Raw genomic sequence first — 18,577 nt, forward strand, 5'->3', positions numbered from 1 at the left:
AGTCTTCTTTTTTTATTGTGGCAAAATGTTACACATAAGGACATCTTGGTGGAAACAAGGACTGTTTGCACAATAAGCGCATAATGCGCAAAAATAAGAACAATGATAAAAATAAATATAAGAACTACAGCGCAATGAAAAAAGCCCAAGCTGAGCTTGGGCTTTTTTCTTTTTGCGATTATTGAGTTGGTGGATTGGCATAAAGTATCAAAAAGGGACTTGTTTATATTTAGAGGTAATCGGTATTTATTGATGTTTTATGAGAATTAACGCACGGTTTTTAGGGGGGTGTATCTGCTTGTAGGGGATCACTCAGCTGCTTTTGATTAGGCTTAAATTTTATTCTGCACTTGCCGCATTAAAACGCTGCTTGATTAAAATGTCGGCTGTGTATTCTGGCTTAAGACAAGCGGTCTACAGGATTTGCATCTCACTGCATATGACAATGTGGTGCTAAGAGTTAAATGGATGTAAAAATGTGATTTATTATTCATTTTTTATTTTTAAATCCAAGCCTAAGCAACATTTCATACCAAAGTTGTATGCGAGTGATTGAAAAGAAAAGTTTATTTATTTAGAAAATTTAAATAGTGCGCATATTTTGCAATCAGCACCGTTTTCCCTTAAAATATCGCTCTTGCTGTAGTGATGCACGGCAGTCAAATTGGTTTTGAAGAATCAGTTTGATTTGTATCAAATGTAACTTATTAAGCATCTCGGAGAAATCGAATGGCTTTAACAAACGCAGATCGCGCAGAAATCATCGCTAAATTTGCTCGTGCTGAAAACGACACTGGTTCACCAGAAGTTCAAGTAGCGCTTTTAACTGCTCAAATCAATGACTTACAAGGTCACTTTAAAGAGCACAAACACGACCACCATAGCCGTCGCGGTCTTATCCGTATGGTTAACCAACGTCGTAAGTTACTTGACTACCTAAATGGTAAAGATCACGGCCGTTATGTTGCTTTGATCGGTGCTTTAGGTTTACGTCGTTAATTCGATTGAAACTTTTATTTTCGGATTATTGCATGTTGAATGCTGTATTGCTGAAAACTAAAGTCTATCTAGCTACGTCTAGATAATGGGGAAGGGGCGAATGTTTCGCTCCTTCTTTGTGTTTAAAAATGGTGTATCTAGTGAGGTCGGCTTCTAAGCTTTGTCATTTGCGCAAACTTTAGGTTGTGAATGCCAAACCTTAGGGGTCTCCACTAGAATAAAATCAGGAAAGAAAAATATATGTCGATGTTTAATATTGTTCGTAAAGAATTCCAATATGGTCAGTACAATGTAGTACTTGAAACAGGTCGTGTTGCACGTCAAGCAAATACAGTTTTAATCACCATGGGTGGCGTGACTGTATTGGTTGCAGTTGTGGCTCAACCGACTGCTAAAGCGGGTCAAGACTTCTTCCCATTGACTGTGAACTACCAAGAAAAACAATATGCAGCGGGTCGTATCCCAGGTGGTTATGGCAAACGTGAAGGCCGTGCTTCAGAAGCTGAAACTTTAATTTCACGCTTAATTGACCGTCCAATCCGTCCGTTGTTCCCAGAAGGTTATTACAACGAAATTCAAGTTACAGCAACGGTTGTGTCTTCTGACAAAACGATGGATGCTGACATTGCTGCAATGCTTGGTACTTCTGCTGCATTGGCAATTGCGGGTACACCGTTCCGTGGTCCAATTGGTGCTGCACGTGTTGGTTTAATCAACGGTGAATATGTTCTTAACCCGAACTTTGAACAAATGGCGCAATCTGACCTTGACCTTGTGGTTGCAGGTACAGAATCAGCAGTATTGATGGTTGAATCAGAAGCGAAAGAACTTTCAGAAGACCAAATGTTAGGTGCCGTGCTTTTCGGTCATGACGAAATGCAAATTGCTGTACAAGCAATTAAAGAATTTGCTGCTGCTGCGGGTGCAACAGAGTCTACTTGGACTGCACCAGCGAAAAATGAAGACCTTCGTACTAAATTAAAAGAAGCGTTTGAAGCGAAAATTTCTGAAGCGTATACCATTGCGGTTAAGCAAGACCGTTATGCAGCATTAGATGCAATCCAAGCAGAAGCGGTTGCACAGTTCGTTCCTGAAAATGACGAAGCGGGTATTGCAGATGACTTGAACGAATTGTTCGAAGATTTGAAATACCGCACTGTGCGTGACAACATCTTGTCGGGTAAACCACGTATCGATGGTCGTGACACCAAAACTGTACGTGCATTAGACGTACAAGTGGGTGTTTTAGGTCGTGCGCACGGTTCTGCATTGTTCACACGTGGTGAAACTCAGGCGTTGGTAACCACTACTTTGGGTAATACACGTGATGCCTTGATGGTTGATACCCTTGCAGGGACTAAAACTGACAACTTCATGTTGCACTACAACTTCCCTGCATACTCTGTAGGTGAAACGGGTCGTGAATCTGGTCCTAAGCGTCGTGAAATCGGTCACGGTCGTTTGGCACGTCGTGGTGTACAAGCGGTTCTTCCAGCAGCTGATCGCTTCCCATACGTCATCCGTATCGTATCTGATATTACAGAATCGAACGGTTCATCTTCTATGGCTTCTGTATGTGGTGCTTCATTATCACTTATGGATGCAGGTGTGCCATTGAAAGCACCAGTTGCGGGCATCGCAATGGGTCTTGTGAAAGAAGGCGAGCGTTTCGCAGTTCTTTCTGACATCTTGGGTGACGAAGACCACCTTGGCGACATGGACTTTAAAGTAGCTGGTTCTGCCAACGGTATTACTGCACTTCAAATGGACATCAAGATCGAAGGGATTACCGAAGAGATCATGGAAGTTGCGTTAAACCAAGCGTATGCAGGTCGTATGCACATCCTTAACGCCATGAACCAAGTGATTTCACGTGCACGCCCTGAAATTTCAATGCATGCGCCAACATTCCAAGTCATCAACATCAACCCAGACAAAATCCGTGACGTGATTGGTAAGGGTGGTGCAACAATCCGTGCCATTACTGAAGAAACTAAAGCAGCGATTGACATCGAAGACAACGGTACAGTGCGCGTATTTGGTGAAACTAAAGCGGCTGCACAAGCTGCGATTGCGAAAATCCAAGCGCTGACTGCTGAAGTTGAACCAGGTACAATTTACACAGGTAAAGTGATTCGTATCGTTGAATTCGGTGCGTTCGTAAACATCCTTCCAGGTACTGACGGTTTACTTCACATCTCTCAAATTTCAAATGAGCGTATTGCCAACGTTGCGGACGTATTATCTGAAGGTCAGGAAGTGAAAGTACAAGTTGCGGATGTTGATAACCGTGGTCGTATTAAATTGACGATGAAAGATATTGAGCAAGCATAATCTACTGCGCTTAATCTAAAAAAAAGCCTGCTCAATTGAGTGGGCTTTTTTATGCCTGAATCTTAGGAATAAAGATGAAATAGAGAAAGTTTGTGGTGAAATTGCGATAAAAATGAATCTTTTCAGTTGAATGCAGTACACTCGAAGCCATGAATTGAATAACAAGATTGACGGAATAGAGTGACGAGATAGATGCAGAGTTACTATTTTTATCAACATCTGACTGATGCTTATCTGTATGTACAACAACAGCCATTGCAAGAGATTGAGCCAGAATTTATTTGGGTCGACAGCACGCGTGATGATGTGGTGAATCATGCTGAACACTGGCAAAACCAAATCTTTGAACTGACTGGCATTAGCCTGAATGAATTCCATCTTAAGGATATTTTGAATCTGGAACATCCCTGTGCTTTCGATGCCATGGAAGATTATGACCTCTTAATTTTCCGTAAATTGATTACACCCGATGACAAGATTCAGGTTGGTGAGCAAGCCTTAGAGCAGCATGAGCGTTTTTTCGGACTGTCGACTACACCCATTAGCTTTGTCTTGACCTCACAAGTGTTGATTACGGTGCGGGAAAAGGGTAATCAGGTGGTGGAGCAATATATTGAACGGATCAACGCGATTGCAGCCCGTGCATTGGATGAGCAAAACAAGCCGCGTAAACTGTCGCACAGCCCTTTAGATTTAGCATTGCGCCTATTGAACGCCATGGTGGATGGTTATTTGGATTTGCGAGTGCCCTTAACTAGACGGGTGGAATATTGGCAGCAGGAACTGTTACAAGGACATCGTCGCTTTACTAGATGGAATCAGTTGTTGCAAGAGAACATGGCCTTTCAGCAAATTGAAAATTTGTGTGAAGAACAAATTGAAGTCCTGCAAGAATTACGCGATGAAATTGTGGAAAACTATTCCCACTTAAAACCGAAAAAGCGCTCGGAAAAACGCGATATTGTCTTGGTGCGTACCGATGATTTGGTCAGTCATGTCGAGCGCATTCAAAAACACACCACGCGCTTACGTAGTGCGGTGCAGGCGGCAATTGAATTGCATTTCTCCGCCATTGCCAATCAGACCAATGAAAACATGCGCATTCTTGCGATTATTACCGCCATTTTTGCGCCACTGACCTTGCTCACGGGAATTTATGGCATGAACTTCGAGTTTATTCCAGGGCTGAAATCTCCGATTGGATTTTGGATCATGTTGATGGTGATGCTGGTGACGACTATCTGGTTGATTTTGTATTTTTATCGACGTCATTTGGTTGGACGCGGAGAAAAAAGCGTGATTGATATGCTGGCACAGCAACATCAGGACCAGCATGTGGGCTTGTTGTGGTTCTTGGATTATGAGCCGATCAAGCAGGGCGTTAAAGTCACCTTAAAAGAAGTGGAAAAATTGACCAAGTTGAAATAATCACGATCTAATACAAGAAGATGTCATGAAAATGACATCTTCTTTTTTTATGCTTTATACAGCCAAAAGTGGATGATCTGATTTTATTCTAATGCACTTATCATTCGGCAGATAAAGTATAATGCGCGTTCGGAGTTCACTTAGACTTGTGAACTGGCATGATGCTGAAGCAGGCGATAAATTTCATCTTTAAGACGGAGTTTTTTACGCTTGAGGGCTTCAATATCATCATTAATACGAAACACAGGATTGAGCTCACGCTGGCAAATTTCCTGATCGAGTATTTCGTGCTCTTCAAAAATTTTCGCAAAATGCGGATTGTCTTGGCGTAATTGCGGAATAATTTCACGATGCTCTGGGAACATCAGTTTGACTTTTTTATTGCATTCTTTTGTTTTCATGGAACCGTATTTCTCTCGTATTAGCGATCAAAGAAGAAACCCATTCAATGATGTTTTGGCATCAGGGAATGGGTTATGTTTTGGTTTATGATTGTTGATGATGTGAATGTCGAACTTGGCGACGTAATTGTTGTACTTCATCAATCAGGTCCAGCATCATAGCCACTGCGGAAAAACTAGCATCAAAGTCACGTTGTAAACGATAGGCTTTACGCGCACGCGAAACATCTTCACCAAAAAATTGATGAATGCGTTCTTCTGGACGGGTCGGCAAAATATCGTATTCCAACAGCTGTAAAACCCATTCAGGGCTTTGACCACAGGCTTCGGCAAAATGTTTTAAATCGAAACTACGATGTTCATCGACGATCTCTGCGGTGCTATAACCGTCGCAAATAATTTCTCGATAATGAATAGTTGTCATAGCGTTCTCCTTAAAGTTGTCGAGGCTTAAACTGCGAAAAGGCTTCGGCAAAGGCGTGGTAAGCACGTTCTTGCTCTGCACTCTGCGCAGGTGGATTCACAATGTTAAGAATTAAAAATAAATGTCCTGCTATTTTATTGGGAATCCCTTGATTTTTTAAACGTAATTGTTGTCCTGTTTGCGCATTCTTCGGCAGATTAACCTGAACTTTTGTCCCTGCTGGCGTCAGTAATTCGATCTGTTGTCCCAAGGCTGCTTCCCATGGCGTCACGGGAATGGTGTAATAAATATCGGCACCTTCAACGCGGTACTGCGCGGTATCCTTATAATAAATTTCGATATACAGGTCGCCATTTTCGCCGCCACGTACACCGACTTGTCCTTGTCCAGTCAAACGAATTTGCTGTCCTTCTTTCATTCCTTTGGGAATTTTGACCTGTAAGGTCTTGCGCTGAACTTCTGGCTCTCCAAAGGCGTTGATGGTTGGAATTTGCAGGGTAATCTGCTGTGAAGTGCCGTGGAAGGCAACATCTAAGTCAACCTCAAGCTTGGCGTGTTGATCTTCACCACGGAAAGATTGCTGTCGTTGTTTATATTGATAGTTTCCTCCTCCAAAACCTGTACCAAAGCGACCAAACAGGTCTTCAAAGCCTGAAAAATCGGAAGAATTGCCTTGACCAAATCCTTGCCGATAAAATTCAGCCCCATCAAATCCTGAGGCACCAGCTTGTCCCCCAAAGCCTGAAAAACCTTCAGGATGATCTAAGATGAAGTCATATTCTTTTTTCTTTTCTTCGTTGCTGAGGGTGTCGTATGCGACATTCACTTCTTGCATACGGGCTTCAGCATCACTTTCTTTACTTATGTCGGGGTGGTACTTTCGTGCCAACTTCCGATACGCTTTTTTAATTTGATCTGGGGCTGCGTCGCGAGTTACCCCAAGGATTTCGTAATAATTCTTAGGCATAAGAGCATTGTTAAATTGATGATATTTTCATCAATATTATTATGTCTTTCGGAAAGTGGGAAGTAGTGTAGAACTGTTCGTATTTGTTTCAAATCATGACAATGACAAAAAGCCCACTTGGGGCTTTTTATGTGGAACGGGTCGCAGTAGTTAATTCACTTTCACCCATGTCATGTGACGTACATTGGACGAGCCTATAACCTGACCACGAATTTGTAGATATTTGTCTTGCTGACCCAAATGGGCTTCTGAAACATATTGCTGCCCAGAGAGGGGATCCAGAAACTTGCCCTCAATAAATTGGTTACGCTTTTCAGGATCGCGTTTTAAGCCCGACAAAATGGTTAAGCCAATCATCGGTTGATCTTTCAGATTGCCTGTGCATTTTTGACAGGTGCTCAATTTTTCTTTGCCAGGTAGGGGGCGGATTTCGGTGACTTGGGCACTGTACAGATTGTTTTGATCTTTGCTGATGATCACATCTGCCAGTGAATGTCCTGTACGATCATCCATGGTTTTCCATTTACCAATTAGGGGATCTGTCGCTGCCAAGCTGTGCGCGCTATAAAGCAACGCAGAAAGGAAAACCGTGCGGGAAAGAGAAGAAGTTCCCATGGAACATTACCTCAATATCAATGTATAAAATTAGAATGAATCACATATTAAAATTATGGATTTATTGTCATATCTGGACGCTGTTCAACAAATGACTGTTATCTAGGTCGCAGTATTTTATAGAGTGTTTTGGTTATTTGAATAAATACGATTTTAGTCCAATAGATTCAAAAACTAAGATAAGTTTGATGCAGATAAGCACGGTGAGAGGAATGCTGTAGGATGGTTTCGGGAGGGGATGACTGCCTGTAGTTCATGAACGGAGTCGATGTGTACAGGCAGACGAGAACATTTAATCCTTAGCTTAAATGCTCACCAAACAATCCAAGCGCTTCTTCAGCGGTAAATTGATATTGGGTATTACAGAATTGGCAATCCATGGTAATTGGATTTTGATGCTCTAAGGTTTCACGTACTGCTTCGACCCCAATTTGTTGTAGGGCATTGGCACAACGATCTTTAGAGCAGGTGCAACCGAACTTGAGTTGTTCAATTTCAGGCAGACGCACGTCTTCTTCATTGTATAAACGGTACAGAATTTCATTGGCTTCCAAGTCCGTCAACTCTTCCACTTTTAGCGTTTCCGTAAGCATGGTCAGACGCGGCCATAAATCTTCATCTACACGTTGCTGTTCTTCTTCACTGATACGCGGTAACAGTTGAATCAGTAAACCGCCTGAACGTTGTGCCGTACTTGCCAACACAATACGCGTCGGAATTTGCGCAGACAGGTCGTAATACTGCATTAAGCAGCCCGCCAGAGTCGGTTGATCTAGCGGTACGATGCCTTGATAACGCTCACCAAATTCAGGTTCAATGTTTATGAACAATACAGGACTGACTAATGCTTTTAGGACAGTGCTGCTGTCGCTTGCGGCTTGGAAGCGCGGATCTTCTTCATAGTCTGCTAAGGCACGGACTTCACCTAAATGGTTGCATTCCGCCATTGCCCATTTGAATGTTCCAGAGGCTTGAATTTGTAAGCTGATACGCCCTTTAATTTTTAGCGTGCTGGCCAACAAGGCGGTCGCACTGAGCATTTCACCCAGTAAAATTTGTACCGCTTGTGCATAGTCACGTTGGGCAAGAATCGTTTGTAAGGTTTCTTCTAAATGAACGACTTCACCACGCACAGGGCAATCTTCAATATAAAAGCGTTGACGTATATCAGACATAATTTTCTCCAAAACCCTGCTTTAATGGTGGCGATATTGTAAAACACAAGTCATTTTGCTTCATCTCGTGTCACATCTATTCGAGTAGAATCTAAACCGCGCTGTAAATCCACGCCTGTTTCGACTGCACGAATTTCAGCATCACGCTCAAACAGATGTTCCAGTTCAGCCAGGGCATTGCGATGCGATTCATATACCTTCTGTTCGTCGGTATAGACGCGTTGTTGCTGTGCCAGTAGCTGTTCATCATAATCGCGAAAGAGCTCAATACTTTTCTTGGCATCGCTGTCACTCACACCTAAATCACACAAGGCGCGATAGGCCATCCCGAGTGAAGATAAATAGGTTTCTCGCCAAATATGCTGCACACCTAAGTCACGTAATAAGTGTACATGATGTCGGTCTCGTGCTCTGACTAATAACTGTAACTCAGGGTAATTCAGGCGAATATGGCGTGCGACATTCATGGAGTCCTCAATGTCATCAATCGCCAGAATAAATACCTTGGCCTGTTGAATGCCCGCGGCTCTTAAAATGTCAGGATGGGTGGCATCGCCATAATACAGATGACCGCCATAATTACGCACAAAATCGACTTTTTCCAGATTGCTGTCGATGGCAGTAAACTTTTGGTGTTGCAGATGCGCCACCCGTGCAATGGTTTGTCCAAAACGACCAAAACCGGCAATGATCATCGTAGGTTGCTGATCTAGAATTTCATCATAAGCGGGTACGGTGACAGGCCTAAGATGAGGCACAATTCCTTGGCGAATAATCCAGTATAAAACTGGGGTAAGGATCATCGAGATAATCACGATTAAGGTGATTGGCGCGATAATCGCTTCTGATAGCAGTTGTTCACTTTGTGCCACACTGAATATGACAAAGGCAAATTCTCCCCCCTGTGCCAAACAACTGGCCAGAAGTAAGCTGTTGGGCCAAGACAGCTGATAATAACGGGCAATTGCCGTTAATAGGGCAAACTTGATCAACAGCAAGAGTAGTGCGCCCGCCAAGATAAACTGCGGTTGTTGCCATAAAAGCTGAATGGGGGTCAGCATCCCCACGGTCATAAAGAACAGCCCCAGTAACAGCCCTTTAAAAGGTGCAATACTGGCTTCCAGCTCATGCCGAAACTCAGAATCTGCCAGCAATACTCCCGTTAAGAATGCACCTAACGTGGTGCTGATATTGAGCAGATCCATGAGTAACACAACAGCGAGAACAATGAATAAACTGATCGCCGTAATTAACTCATGTGCACCAGTTTTCACGATAAAGCGGAAAAAAGGTCGAATTAAAAAGCGACTAAACAAAAATAGTCCAGTAAATGCCGCCACGATTGCCGCAAAATAGGCGATGCCATAATGGGTGGATTCATTCCCCGCGAGTAGGGGAATCACGGCAATTAGCGGAATTGCGGCTATATCCTGAAACAGTAAAATCGAGAAAGACTGTTGACCATAACTGGTATTCAGTTGCTGCTTTTCGGTCAACAGTTGCAAGACAAATGCGGTTGAGGACAGTGCCAGTGCACTGCCAATCACCAGACTGGTCGCAATGCCTTGTTGTAACAGGAAAAACAGAATGGTACCAATCACCACCGCAGTGATCCCTACCTGCGCACTGCCGATGACAAAAATGGATTGACGCATGGTCCAGAGCCGTTGTGGTCGCAGCTCCAACCCAATTAAAAACATCAGGAAAATCACGCCAAATTCAGCTAATTTGTGTATCGCTTCGGGATCATTGGCAATATTCAGCACATGTGGTCCCAAAACAATACCCGTGATGAGATAGCCCAAGACTGTAGCAATACCCAAGCGTTTTAGTAGCGGCACCACCAGCAGGGCGGCACCGAGAAAAAGCGTGATTTGCAACAATAACGACATGCATCTGTCCTGAAAGATAGTTTTAAGCGTGATTAGCTGGGGATGCTCCCCGTTTAGCTAAATTCTTGTGGATCGACATCCAGACTCAGTTTCATGCTGGCTGGCTTATGCTGCAACATATTTTGCCACCATGCTCTTAAGTAGTAATGTAAACGTGCGCGATCTTTAGACAATAGCACCATATGTGCCTGATAACGACCTGCTTTACGCTCCATCGGTGCTGGAATTGGTCCCCAAATATCGATATTCAATTCCGAGATCTGGCGCAATTGCTGGGCATGCTCGGTCAGGTATTGCTGATTTTGTTCCTGACTTTTCGACTCACAGCGAATCAGCGCGGCATAACGATAAGGCGGAAATAAAGCCTGTTGCCGTTCTTTTAGGGTCTGGCGTGCAAACTGTCGATAATCCCCATCAACCAAAGTATGCAATAAGGGATGTTCTGGGCGCAGGGTTTGTAAATAGACATCGCCTTTTTTCTCGCCCCGACCCGCACGACCTGCGACTTGTACAATCAGTTGTGCGGTACGCTCGGGCGCACGAAAATCAACACTGAGCAAACCTGAATCAATATCCAAAATCGCGACCAAAGACACAAAAGGGAAATGATGTCCTTTGGCCAGCATTTGCGTGCCGAGCAAAATCACAGGTTCACTTTTTTGAATCCGATCATAAATTTTTTGCCAGCTACCCACACGACTGGTCGAATCGCGATCCACTCGAATCACATCAAACTCGGGGAATAACTCGTTTAAACTTTCCTCGACTTTGGCTGTGCCCATGCCAATTGGTTTTAGTTCGGTATGCTGGCATTGCGGACAGTGATCGGGGACGCGATGAATGGTGCCACAATGGTGGCAATGCAAGTGCTGATAGGGTTGAGTGTGTAAGGTGAAATTGGCATCGCAATGCGGGCATTTCGCCTGCCAAGCGCAACTTTCACAAATCAGCACGGGTGCGTAACCGCGTCGATTCAGAAAAATCAGCATTTGTTCTTTGCGTGCCAAGCGCTTGTGCATTTCATCCAGCAAAAACTGGCTAAAGCCATGCTGTTTGCGCCCGAGTTTTAAATCCAAGATATGCAGTTTGGGCAGCAGTGCGGTGCCTGCACGTTCATTCAATTCCAGACAGGTTAATTTACCTTGATTGACCAGTGCATAGCTTTCCATACTTGGCGTTGCGGAACCAAGAATAATCGGGCAGTTTTCCAGATGTGCCCGATACAGTGCCACATCGCGCGCATGGTAGCGAAAGCCTTCCTGCTGTTTAAACGACAGATCATGTTCTTCATCTAAAATGATCAAGCCCAAATTATGCAGTGGGGTATAAATCGCCGAACGGGTGCCGAGAATAATCGAGGCTTTGCCCATTTGTGCACTTTGCCAGGCTTGCAGACGTTTGGCATCGGTCAGTCCCGAATGCAGCAGCGCAATATGACAGTGAAAACGTGATTGGAAACGGCTGATGGTTTGAGGGGTAAGTCCAATTTCAGGTACAAGCACCAACACCTGTTTACCCTGTTTCAGTACCTCATGCATGATTTGCAAATACACTTCAGTTTTGCCGCTGCCGGTTAAACCATCTAGTAAATAGGCGTGATACGACGACAGTGATTTCAATACCTGCTGAATGGCATGCTTCTGATCTGGATTGGCCGTCAGCGGCATTTGCGCCAAGCTCATGCTTTGCGGACTAAAATCTTTCTGTTCTAAATAGGCTTCGCAGATACCTTTCTTTTCCAGAGCCTTTAAAGTGGCAGTTTCAATGCCAGCCAGATTTAAAATATTTTCAGACGTGCCTGCAGGGTGCAGCTTTAAAATTTTATAAGCATGTTGCTGTTTTTCAGAGCGCTTGATTTTGTCTTCAGCATGTTGATCTTGCAGGCGCCACATATGTGCCAGTAAATCATAAGGTTTGCCTTGGCGTAATAAAGTTGGCAGTGCACTCTGCACCACTTCACCAATTGGGAATTGGTAATATTGTGCCGCCCATGTCAACAAAGTTAAAACTTTGCCATCTAAAATCGCGTCATCATCTAACAGGGCTTGAATAGACTTTAGCTTGAACTTGGGATTACTTGGGGCATCTAGTGCCAGTTTCTCCATAATCACGCCAATTAAGTTGCGAGGCCCAAAAGGCACCGCTACGCGTGCGCCAACATGTGCTCGTGCATAATCTTCCGCGGAAATTTGATAGTCAAAACAGTCGTAGACATGTGCTGGAACGGCAACACGGATGCGATATGGGGTTAAGGCAGGCGATACAGGATTTGGCATAAACAGGTCAAAGGTTCCAGCTGAAAGGTCGTCGTGTGTAGTCTAGAGTTATGTTAGAGTGTGCAAATAAAATTTATATTGAAGAATATGAATGATTTTAGTGGTCAGACGCAACTGCGCTGCAACAAATTTTGGAAAATTAGAGCATTACAATGCCTGCATATCAATTTACCGCCATTGATGCTTTAGGGAAGCAGCAAAAAGGGGTGCTCGAAGGAGATTCGGCACGCCAGATTCGTCAGCAGTTACGTGAGCAATCACTGATCCCAATTACTGTTGACCCTGTAGAACATAAAGCCAAACAGCAAGGCACGCGTTGGTTTCAAAAAAGTATTACCGCTTATGATTTAGCGCTGTTTACCCGTCAGTTGTCTGTGTTGGTCGCCGCTGCCATTCCGTTGGAAGAAGCGTTGCGTGCCGTGGCCAAACAAAGTGAAAAAGCCCATGTGCAGCAACTGGTGCTGTCCGTGCGCTCAAAAGTACTGGAAGGGCATTCCTTGGCGAGTGCTTTACAGCAGTCTGGGCGCTTTCCAGAACTGTATCGTGCCACCATTGCTGCTGGCGAGCGTTCAGGGCATTTGGATTTAATTCTGGAGCAATTGGCAGATTACACCGAGAACCGTTTTGCCATGCAAAAGAAAATTCAAGGTGCCATGATCTATCCGATTATTCTGATGTTGATGTCCTTTGCGATTGTGATGGGCTTAATGACCTATGTCGTGCCTGATATCGTCAAAACCTTCGATCAGAATAAAGATGCCTTACCTTGGATTACCGTGGCACTGATGAAAGCCAGTGCCTTTATTCGCGTGGCTTGGCCGTTTTTAATTGTGTTCACAGTATTGGGCATTGTTTTTTTATTACGATTTTTAAAGAGCACAGCGGGACATTATGCTTTTGATCGTTTAACGCTCAGGTTGCCATTATTTGGTAAATTGTCGCGTGGTATTAATTCAGCTCGCTTGGCCAGTACACTGTCTATTTTGACCAAGTCGGGTGTGCCGCTGGTGGATGCTTTACGCATTGGTGCCGCTGTGAGCAGTAACTGGGTTATTCGTGATTCTGTCGATTTGGCCGCAGAAAAAGTCACCGAGGGAGGCAACTTGGCAACCCAGCTGGAGCGCAGTGGTTATTTCCCGCCGATGATGGTACAAATGATCAAAAGTGGCGAAGCCTCGGGCGAATTAGATCGGATGCTGGAGCGTGCGTCCAATATGCAAGATCGGGAAGTGACCACGCTGATTTCGACCTTGCTGGCATTGCTGGAGCCTTTAATGCTGGTACTGATGGCGAGCATTGTTTTGGTGATTGTGATTGCGGTTATGCTGCCAATCGTCAATATGAACAATATGATTTAAGAAGTAAAAGAGTTTAGAGTGAGTTGTTGCATGCAAATGAATAAATATCCAGCCCAGCAATCGGGTTTTACTTTAATTGAAGTGATGGTGGTGATTGTTATTTTAGGTGTATTGGCTGCGCTGATTGTCCCGAATGTGATGGGACGTGGTGAAAAAGCCAAAGTGGATACCACGGTGATTACCTTGAAGGGCGTTGCGGGTGCGCTGGATCAATATAAATTGGACAACGGTAAATACCCATCTATGCAAGATGGTGGTTTAGATGCTTTGGTGAATCAGCCTGCTTCAGCGAAGAACTGGATGCAAGGGGGCTATGTCAAAGGTGGCTATCCAAAAGACAGTTGGGAAAATGACATTCAGTATATTAGTCCGGGTGCGGAAGGTCGTGCTTTTGACTTATATTCTTTTGGTGCTGATGGCAAAGAAGGCGGTGAAGGCACCGATGCTGATATTTATTATCAACCCTAAATAATAGGTTTTTGAATTTATGGAAATTATCACTTTATATGATTGAGTGTTCCAATTAAAAATAAAGTGATAATCTTTCTTATTTATTAATTTAAATATAAGATATTGATAAATAATAATTAAATATAATAATAGTTTTTTGAGAGTTATAATAAGAATTATTCCTAACCGTAATGTTTACAAAAATCGTCAAGTATGTAGATAAATAGACTTTTTATTTAAAAAAAACCTAGCATAATGATTTTAAGAACAAAAAGTGTGCTGGGGAGAATAGAATGAAAGCATTCGTTTTATCAGATGAAATCACCCAATTTCATTGGGCGATGCTGAAATCTGTTCTGTTGATTTTGACCATCTTGCCACTGATGAATGGGGCAGTGACCTTATGGCAGCATACTGAGGGCAGTAGCCAGATCATGATTGGCTTTTTTGCCTTGAGTGTCATGAGTGCTTGGTTGGTGGTGTGTTTCATGACGGCTCTTAAAGCCACGCTCTGGCAGGTGCAAACTCAGCACTCTGTAATGGAGCAAAAAATCTTTCAGGCTTATCGTTATGTGCCGATGCTGTTCTTATCCAGTCTAGTGGCCTATTTGGCGAGTCAATTTACAGTCATGTTTTAAGCTATTTTAGCTTTCAAAAGTTTGCTTGAATTTCAATATAAAAAAAAGGGGATTTTAAAAATCCCCTTTTGATTAGCGTCGTGATTTAAACGAAATATCCACTTTGCGTGGGCGGAAGAACCAGCCCATGATCAAGAGTAGCGCTGAAAATCCGAGGATAGGCCAGTCACTTAGACGGGTATACAGGGTTTGACCTTGCATGGCAGGTAAATCGCCACGTAACACCGTGCGTTGATCAATCGGAGCTTGGCGCACAATATGCCCGTTCTCATTAATAAAGGCGGTGACCCCTGTATTGGTGGCACGAATAAACCAACGTCCATTCTCTTTGGCACGCATTTGCACCATTTGTAGGTGTTGCCATGGACCAGCGGTCCCTGTAAACCATGCATCATTCGACACGGTCACCAAGAAATCACTGTTGCTGGCATTGCGACGAGTCAGATTCGGATAGGCAACTTCATAACAAATCGCGGCAGCTAAATTATGCTGCTTGATGTGTAAGGGTTGCTGATCTGAAGCACCACGTGAAAAACCACTGACCGAAGGATCGTTTTGTAATGCAGGCAACACCCAGCTCAGCATGCCTGACAGTGGAATGTATTCCCCAAAAGGCACCAAACGTTGCTTCTTGTAGAGGCCATCGGCATCATCACCCAATGCCATGATGCTGTTGTAGAACATTGGAGAGCCTTCTTGCTTGGAGGCTGCTAAATCCCAATACGGAATACCTGTGACCCATGCTGTTCCTTTTTTTTCTGCCTGTACTTTCATGGCATCTAAAAAGGGCTGAATGTCAGTCTGGAACATCGGAATAGAAGATTCAGGCCACACGATTAAATCTCGGCCCCATTCACTACGGCTGAGTTCTGCGTAGATCATCAAGGTCTGCGTTTGGTATTCGGTCAGCCATTTCAGGTCTTGAGGAATATTGCCTTGAATTAGAGAAACCGAAAGTGGTTTTTCATTCTTGGGTTGTACAAACTGGATTTGTGCTGCGCCCCAAGCCCCTAGCAGTAACAGGAGCGAAGGAACCAACCAGAATAGACGCTTATTGAGGATTTCCACGATAGCACAAGCCAGCAGGATCACGACAAAAGAAACCCCGAATACTCCAAACAGCGGTGCATAGCCATCGAGGAAACGTTCAGTGAAGGCATAACCGACAAATAGCCACGGAAAGCCTGTAAACACCCAAGTTTTTGCCCATTCAAACAAGACCCAGAGTGGTGCGAAGGTTAACGGTGTTTCAGGAAAAAACCGGCGATAAATCCAAGTTTGCAGTGCCGTAAACAGCCCCATCGCCAAAGCCATGATCGCAATCATGATGACACTGAGGACCGCACTGGTATCGCCATAGACGTGAATTGAAGTGTAAAGCCAGAACGCCCCCACAAACCACAGCCCAAAACCATAGCCCCATCCAATGAAGAAGGCTTGTTTGGCTGAGCGTTGGCGCAGGCAGGCATACAACAAGGCTGGCGAGAGCAGTGCAATCCACCAATAATAGTAAGGTGCCAATGCGAAACTCAGCATGGCACCCGAACATAAGGAAATAATAAAAGGTAAAATCATGGGGAGCTGTTTTTGTTGTTGTGAAGACGTTAACAGCGCATGAAAGTATGTTCTCATTTAAGTACAGCTCGAATCAGATGAATAGTGCGTGCATCTGCTTCTACAATGGTAAATTCCCAATCGCCAATTTCAATGACTTGACCTTGTAAATCGCTCACTAAACCAATTTCTTGAAGCAACAAACCGCCCATAGTTTCTACTTCATCTTCTGGAAAATCAGCATCTAAAAGATTGTTAAAATGTTCAATTGGTGTAAGTGCCTGAACCATCCACGTATTAGCGGTTTTCGGATCATCATCAGGCACGATGTATTGTGCTTCTTCATCGACCATGTCATGTTCATCTTCAATTTCACCGACAATTTCTTCCAAAATGTCTTCTAGCGTTACTAGACCAGATGTCGTGCCATATTCATCAATCACCACCGCAATATGCGTCTGGGTGTTTTTCAGCATACGCAGTACTTGATCCGAGCGCGCACTTTCAGGAACGAACAGTGGTTGGCGCATCAAGACCCGAATGTCGACTTTGCTGGCTTTTTCAGTCAGAAAAGGCAGTAAATCTTTCGCCAACAGAATCCCAACCACATTATCAGGCAGGTCTGAAGAAAATACGGGAAAGCGTGAATGTGCCGATTCAATCAAGACATGCAGAATATCAAGTAATTCATCATCTTCTTGCAGGCTAATCATTGCGGTACGCGGCGTCATGACTTCGCGAATTTTGGTCGCAGGCAGGTCAAGCACACCTTCTAGCATGGCGACCGTATCAGGTTCTAAAAAACGACGTGAATCTTGTACGAGTTTGAGCAATTCGTCGCGAGTTTCTGGTGCGGTTCCTAACCACTTTCTTAAGCCACGCATGCCCCACGACGGGCTGGATTCATCGTGCATGATCTTTCCTAAAGACTCTAGATATGAAAAAAATTATTTTCATCATACCTTAGAAAATGCAGATGTCTATGCAAAAAATACAGCAAAATATGAATGTTATCGTCATAATTTGAGGTCATTCTTCGACTCAAACTGGCATTTGATGGCTGACTATTTTGTGCACCATGGGGTGAATAGCAAGCGCTGCTGTGTCCAGTCGAGTTATGTTAGAATAGCGCTGAAATTGAACCAAGAGTGCCTAGATGTCTGAATCCTCTGTTACCCCGACCCTGCAATTAAATACCCGTGGTTTGCGTTGTCCTGAACCTGTAATGATGTTGCATCAAGCCATTCGTAAATCTAAATCAGGGGATGTGGTGGAAGTGTTTGCAACGGACAATTCAACCTCTTGGGATATTCCTAAATTTTGTATGCATTTGGGGCATGAATTGTTGCTGCAAGAAGAACGTTTAGATGAAAACGGCAATAAAGAGTTCCATTACTTGGTAAAAAAGGGCTAAGTCGATATTGAGCGCTGTTGCTGCTGCGCTTGAACTCAATGATCACAAGTGTTTGAAACAATAAATGCAGTTCATCTCGGGACATAAAATGAAAATGAGTTCGCTATGTTTAGGGTTGGGTATTTTTGCCTTATGTAGTTCAGTGGCATGGTCGAAACCTTGTGAAATTCCAGTACAGAGCATGAATGTCGCAGGTTTAAAAGTTGGGCAAAGCATCGGAGAGTTTCAAAAGCAGCATCCCACAGTGAAATCTGTGGTGTTAGGGGGTAATAATTACCAATTAGAATTTGCTGATGGGGTTGATTCACGGATTAAACAAGCAGGTGTGAGCTGGGTTCAGCATATCCGCTATGATCCGCACTCAAAAATGATTACTTCCTATAGTTTAAGTTTTTTGGATGGACCCATGGCAAGCTATGAGACGGATTTGAACCTTTTTAAAACTAGAATTCTTAAAAAGTTTAAAGTGGCTCAAAAAGGCTGGATAAAACAACAAAATAAATATATTTATCAATGCCATGATTATCGAATTGAAATTTATCAGGATCATGGCGTCGGGCATACAGCGATAGGACCGACCGTCATGGTCTTTAGCAAAAACTCAGAGTTTTTCTAGACAAAAAATCCCCTCAAGTGAGGGGATTTTTTTTAT

At 43.7% G+C, this 18,577-nt stretch carries 17 protein-coding genes; 8 read left to right on the forward strand and 9 right to left on the reverse strand.

Translation table 11 applies throughout. The features are described from left to right. Positions 1 to 729: 729 nt before the first annotated feature. From rpsO to GWK51_RS07095, 3 genes are all read left to right on the forward strand, one after another. Positions 730 to 999: a 30S ribosomal protein S15 gene (rpsO, locus tag GWK51_RS07085; RefSeq protein ID WP_004637724.1), complete on the forward strand. Its 270-nt coding sequence runs from the start codon at positions 730 to 732 to the stop codon at positions 997 to 999. Positions 1,000 to 1,245: 246 nt separating this feature from the next. Beyond that, positions 1,246 to 3,333 carry a polyribonucleotide nucleotidyltransferase gene (gene pnp / locus GWK51_RS07090; protein WP_171334019.1) on the forward strand — a complete coding sequence of 696 codons (2,088 nt, stop codon included), beginning with the start codon at positions 1,246 to 1,248 and terminating at the stop codon, positions 3,331 to 3,333. Positions 3,334 to 3,525: 192 nt separating this feature from the next. Then, positions 3,526 to 4,761 carry a magnesium transporter CorA family protein gene (locus GWK51_RS07095; RefSeq protein ID WP_161933176.1) on the forward strand — a complete coding sequence of 412 codons (1,236 nt, stop codon included), beginning with the start codon at positions 3,526 to 3,528 and terminating at the stop codon, positions 4,759 to 4,761. A gap of 140 nt (positions 4,762 to 4,901) precedes the next feature. Here GWK51_RS07095 and GWK51_RS07100 read toward each other — a convergent pair whose 3' ends face one another. From GWK51_RS07100 to GWK51_RS07130, 7 genes are all read right to left on the reverse strand, one after another. After that, complete coding sequence (locus tag GWK51_RS07100) at positions 4,902 to 5,162, reverse strand: YdcH family protein (RefSeq protein ID WP_100240456.1); 261 nt, start codon at positions 5,160 to 5,162, stop codon at positions 4,902 to 4,904. A gap of 85 nt (positions 5,163 to 5,247) precedes the next feature. After that, complete coding sequence (locus tag GWK51_RS07105; protein ID WP_100240457.1) at positions 5,248 to 5,586, reverse strand: chaperone modulator CbpM; 339 nt, start codon at positions 5,584 to 5,586, stop codon at positions 5,248 to 5,250. A 10-nt stretch (positions 5,587 to 5,596) separates the two neighbouring features. Further along, positions 5,597 to 6,553 (reverse strand): DnaJ C-terminal domain-containing protein, encoded by a 957-nt coding sequence (locus GWK51_RS07110; RefSeq protein WP_161933177.1) that lies wholly within the window; start codon positions 6,551 to 6,553, stop codon positions 5,597 to 5,599. Between the two features lie 150 nt (positions 6,554 to 6,703). After that, a complete protein-coding gene (locus GWK51_RS07115) occupies positions 6,704 to 7,168 on the reverse strand; it encodes a DUF2147 domain-containing protein (RefSeq protein ID WP_161933178.1) in 465 nt (154 codons plus the stop codon). Between the two features lie 299 nt (positions 7,169 to 7,467). Continuing rightward, positions 7,468 to 8,343 carry an Hsp33 family molecular chaperone HslO gene (gene hslO, locus GWK51_RS07120; RefSeq protein WP_142769632.1) on the reverse strand — a complete coding sequence of 292 codons (876 nt, stop codon included), beginning with the start codon at positions 8,341 to 8,343 and terminating at the stop codon, positions 7,468 to 7,470. Between the two features lie 50 nt (positions 8,344 to 8,393). Further along, the gene (locus GWK51_RS07125) at positions 8,394 to 10,235 is read right to left on the reverse strand and encodes a monovalent cation:proton antiporter-2 (CPA2) family protein (protein WP_161933179.1); all 1,842 of its coding nucleotides are present in this window, start codon (positions 10,233 to 10,235) and stop codon (positions 8,394 to 8,396) included. A gap of 53 nt (positions 10,236 to 10,288) precedes the next feature. Then, complete coding sequence (locus GWK51_RS07130) at positions 10,289 to 12,511, reverse strand: primosomal protein N' (protein ID WP_161933180.1); 2,223 nt, start codon at positions 12,509 to 12,511, stop codon at positions 10,289 to 10,291. A gap of 152 nt (positions 12,512 to 12,663) precedes the next feature. Here GWK51_RS07130 and gspF point away from each other — a divergent pair, with 152 nt between their 5' ends. From gspF to GWK51_RS07145, 3 genes are all read left to right on the forward strand, one after another. Next, complete coding sequence (gene gspF, locus GWK51_RS07135) at positions 12,664 to 13,869, forward strand: type II secretion system inner membrane protein GspF (RefSeq protein ID WP_161933181.1); 1,206 nt, start codon at positions 12,664 to 12,666, stop codon at positions 13,867 to 13,869. Positions 13,870 to 13,899: 30 nt separating this feature from the next. After that, a complete protein-coding gene (gene gspG / locus GWK51_RS07140; protein ID WP_100240464.1) occupies positions 13,900 to 14,337 on the forward strand; it encodes a type II secretion system major pseudopilin GspG in 438 nt (145 codons plus the stop codon). 275 nt (positions 14,338 to 14,612) lie between these two features. Continuing rightward, complete coding sequence (locus GWK51_RS07145) at positions 14,613 to 14,957, forward strand: hypothetical protein (RefSeq protein WP_161933182.1); 345 nt, start codon at positions 14,613 to 14,615, stop codon at positions 14,955 to 14,957. 72 nt (positions 14,958 to 15,029) lie between these two features. Here GWK51_RS07145 and lnt read toward each other — a convergent pair whose 3' ends face one another. Beyond that, positions 15,030 to 16,589, reverse strand: a complete 1,560-nt coding sequence (gene lnt / locus GWK51_RS07150; protein ID WP_161933183.1) for an apolipoprotein N-acyltransferase — start codon at positions 16,587 to 16,589, stop codon at positions 15,030 to 15,032. Then, the gene (locus tag GWK51_RS07155; RefSeq protein ID WP_161933184.1) at positions 16,586 to 17,425 is read right to left on the reverse strand and encodes an HlyC/CorC family transporter; all 840 of its coding nucleotides are present in this window, start codon (positions 17,423 to 17,425) and stop codon (positions 16,586 to 16,588) included. Before GWK51_RS07155 ends, lnt begins: the two co-directional genes overlap by 4 nt. 242 nt (positions 17,426 to 17,667) lie before the next feature. Between GWK51_RS07155 and tusA the strand changes: the two genes are divergently transcribed. Continuing rightward, complete coding sequence (gene tusA, locus GWK51_RS07160) at positions 17,668 to 17,925, forward strand: sulfurtransferase TusA (protein ID WP_016168359.1); 258 nt, start codon at positions 17,668 to 17,670, stop codon at positions 17,923 to 17,925. Between the two features lie 88 nt (positions 17,926 to 18,013). Continuing rightward, on the forward strand, positions 18,014 to 18,541 hold the full coding sequence (locus tag GWK51_RS07165) for a hypothetical protein (protein ID WP_161933185.1): 528 nt from the start codon (positions 18,014 to 18,016) through the stop codon (positions 18,539 to 18,541). The last annotated feature ends 36 nt before the right edge of the window (positions 18,542 to 18,577 follow it).

The organism is Acinetobacter kanungonis (assembly GCF_009939195.1).
GTDB classification, from domain to species: Bacteria; Pseudomonadota; Gammaproteobacteria; order Pseudomonadales; family Moraxellaceae; genus Acinetobacter; species Acinetobacter kanungonis.

What these genes read in the sequence shown, in the direction of transcription:
- rpsO (WP_004637724.1), top strand. Translation starts at nt 730, where the DNA reads ATGGCTTTAACAAACGCAGATCGCGCAGAAATCATCGCTAAATTTGCT.
- pnp (WP_171334019.1), top strand. Translation starts at nt 1,246, where the DNA reads ATGTTTAATATTGTTCGTAAAGAATTCCAATATGGTCAGTACAATGTA.
- GWK51_RS07095 (WP_161933176.1), top strand. Translation starts at nt 3,526, where the DNA reads ATGCAGAGTTACTATTTTTATCAACATCTGACTGATGCTTATCTGTAT.
- GWK51_RS07100 (WP_100240456.1), bottom strand. Translation starts at nt 5,162, where the DNA reads ATGAAAACAAAAGAATGCAATAAAAAAGTCAAACTGATGTTCCCAGAG.
- GWK51_RS07105 (WP_100240457.1), bottom strand. Translation starts at nt 5,586, where the DNA reads ATGACAACTATTCATTATCGAGAAATTATTTGCGACGGTTATAGCACC.
- GWK51_RS07110 (WP_161933177.1), bottom strand. Translation starts at nt 6,553, where the DNA reads ATGCCTAAGAATTATTACGAAATCCTTGGGGTAACTCGCGACGCAGCC.
- GWK51_RS07115 (WP_161933178.1), bottom strand. Translation starts at nt 7,168, where the DNA reads ATGGGAACTTCTTCTCTTTCCCGCACGGTTTTCCTTTCTGCGTTGCTT.
- hslO (WP_142769632.1), bottom strand. Translation starts at nt 8,343, where the DNA reads ATGTCTGATATACGTCAACGCTTTTATATTGAAGATTGCCCTGTGCGT.
- GWK51_RS07125 (WP_161933179.1), bottom strand. Translation starts at nt 10,235, where the DNA reads ATGTCGTTATTGTTGCAAATCACGCTTTTTCTCGGTGCCGCCCTGCTG.
- GWK51_RS07130 (WP_161933180.1), bottom strand. Translation starts at nt 12,511, where the DNA reads ATGCCAAATCCTGTATCGCCTGCCTTAACCCCATATCGCATCCGTGTT.
- gspF (WP_161933181.1), top strand. Translation starts at nt 12,664, where the DNA reads ATGCCTGCATATCAATTTACCGCCATTGATGCTTTAGGGAAGCAGCAA.
- gspG (WP_100240464.1), top strand. Translation starts at nt 13,900, where the DNA reads ATGCAAATGAATAAATATCCAGCCCAGCAATCGGGTTTTACTTTAATT.
- GWK51_RS07145 (WP_161933182.1), top strand. Translation starts at nt 14,613, where the DNA reads ATGAAAGCATTCGTTTTATCAGATGAAATCACCCAATTTCATTGGGCG.
- lnt (WP_161933183.1), bottom strand. Translation starts at nt 16,589, where the DNA reads ATGAGAACATACTTTCATGCGCTGTTAACGTCTTCACAACAACAAAAA.
- GWK51_RS07155 (WP_161933184.1), bottom strand. Translation starts at nt 17,425, where the DNA reads ATGCACGATGAATCCAGCCCGTCGTGGGGCATGCGTGGCTTAAGAAAG.
- tusA (WP_016168359.1), top strand. Translation starts at nt 17,668, where the DNA reads ATGTCTGAATCCTCTGTTACCCCGACCCTGCAATTAAATACCCGTGGT.
- GWK51_RS07165 (WP_161933185.1), top strand. Translation starts at nt 18,014, where the DNA reads ATGAAAATGAGTTCGCTATGTTTAGGGTTGGGTATTTTTGCCTTATGT.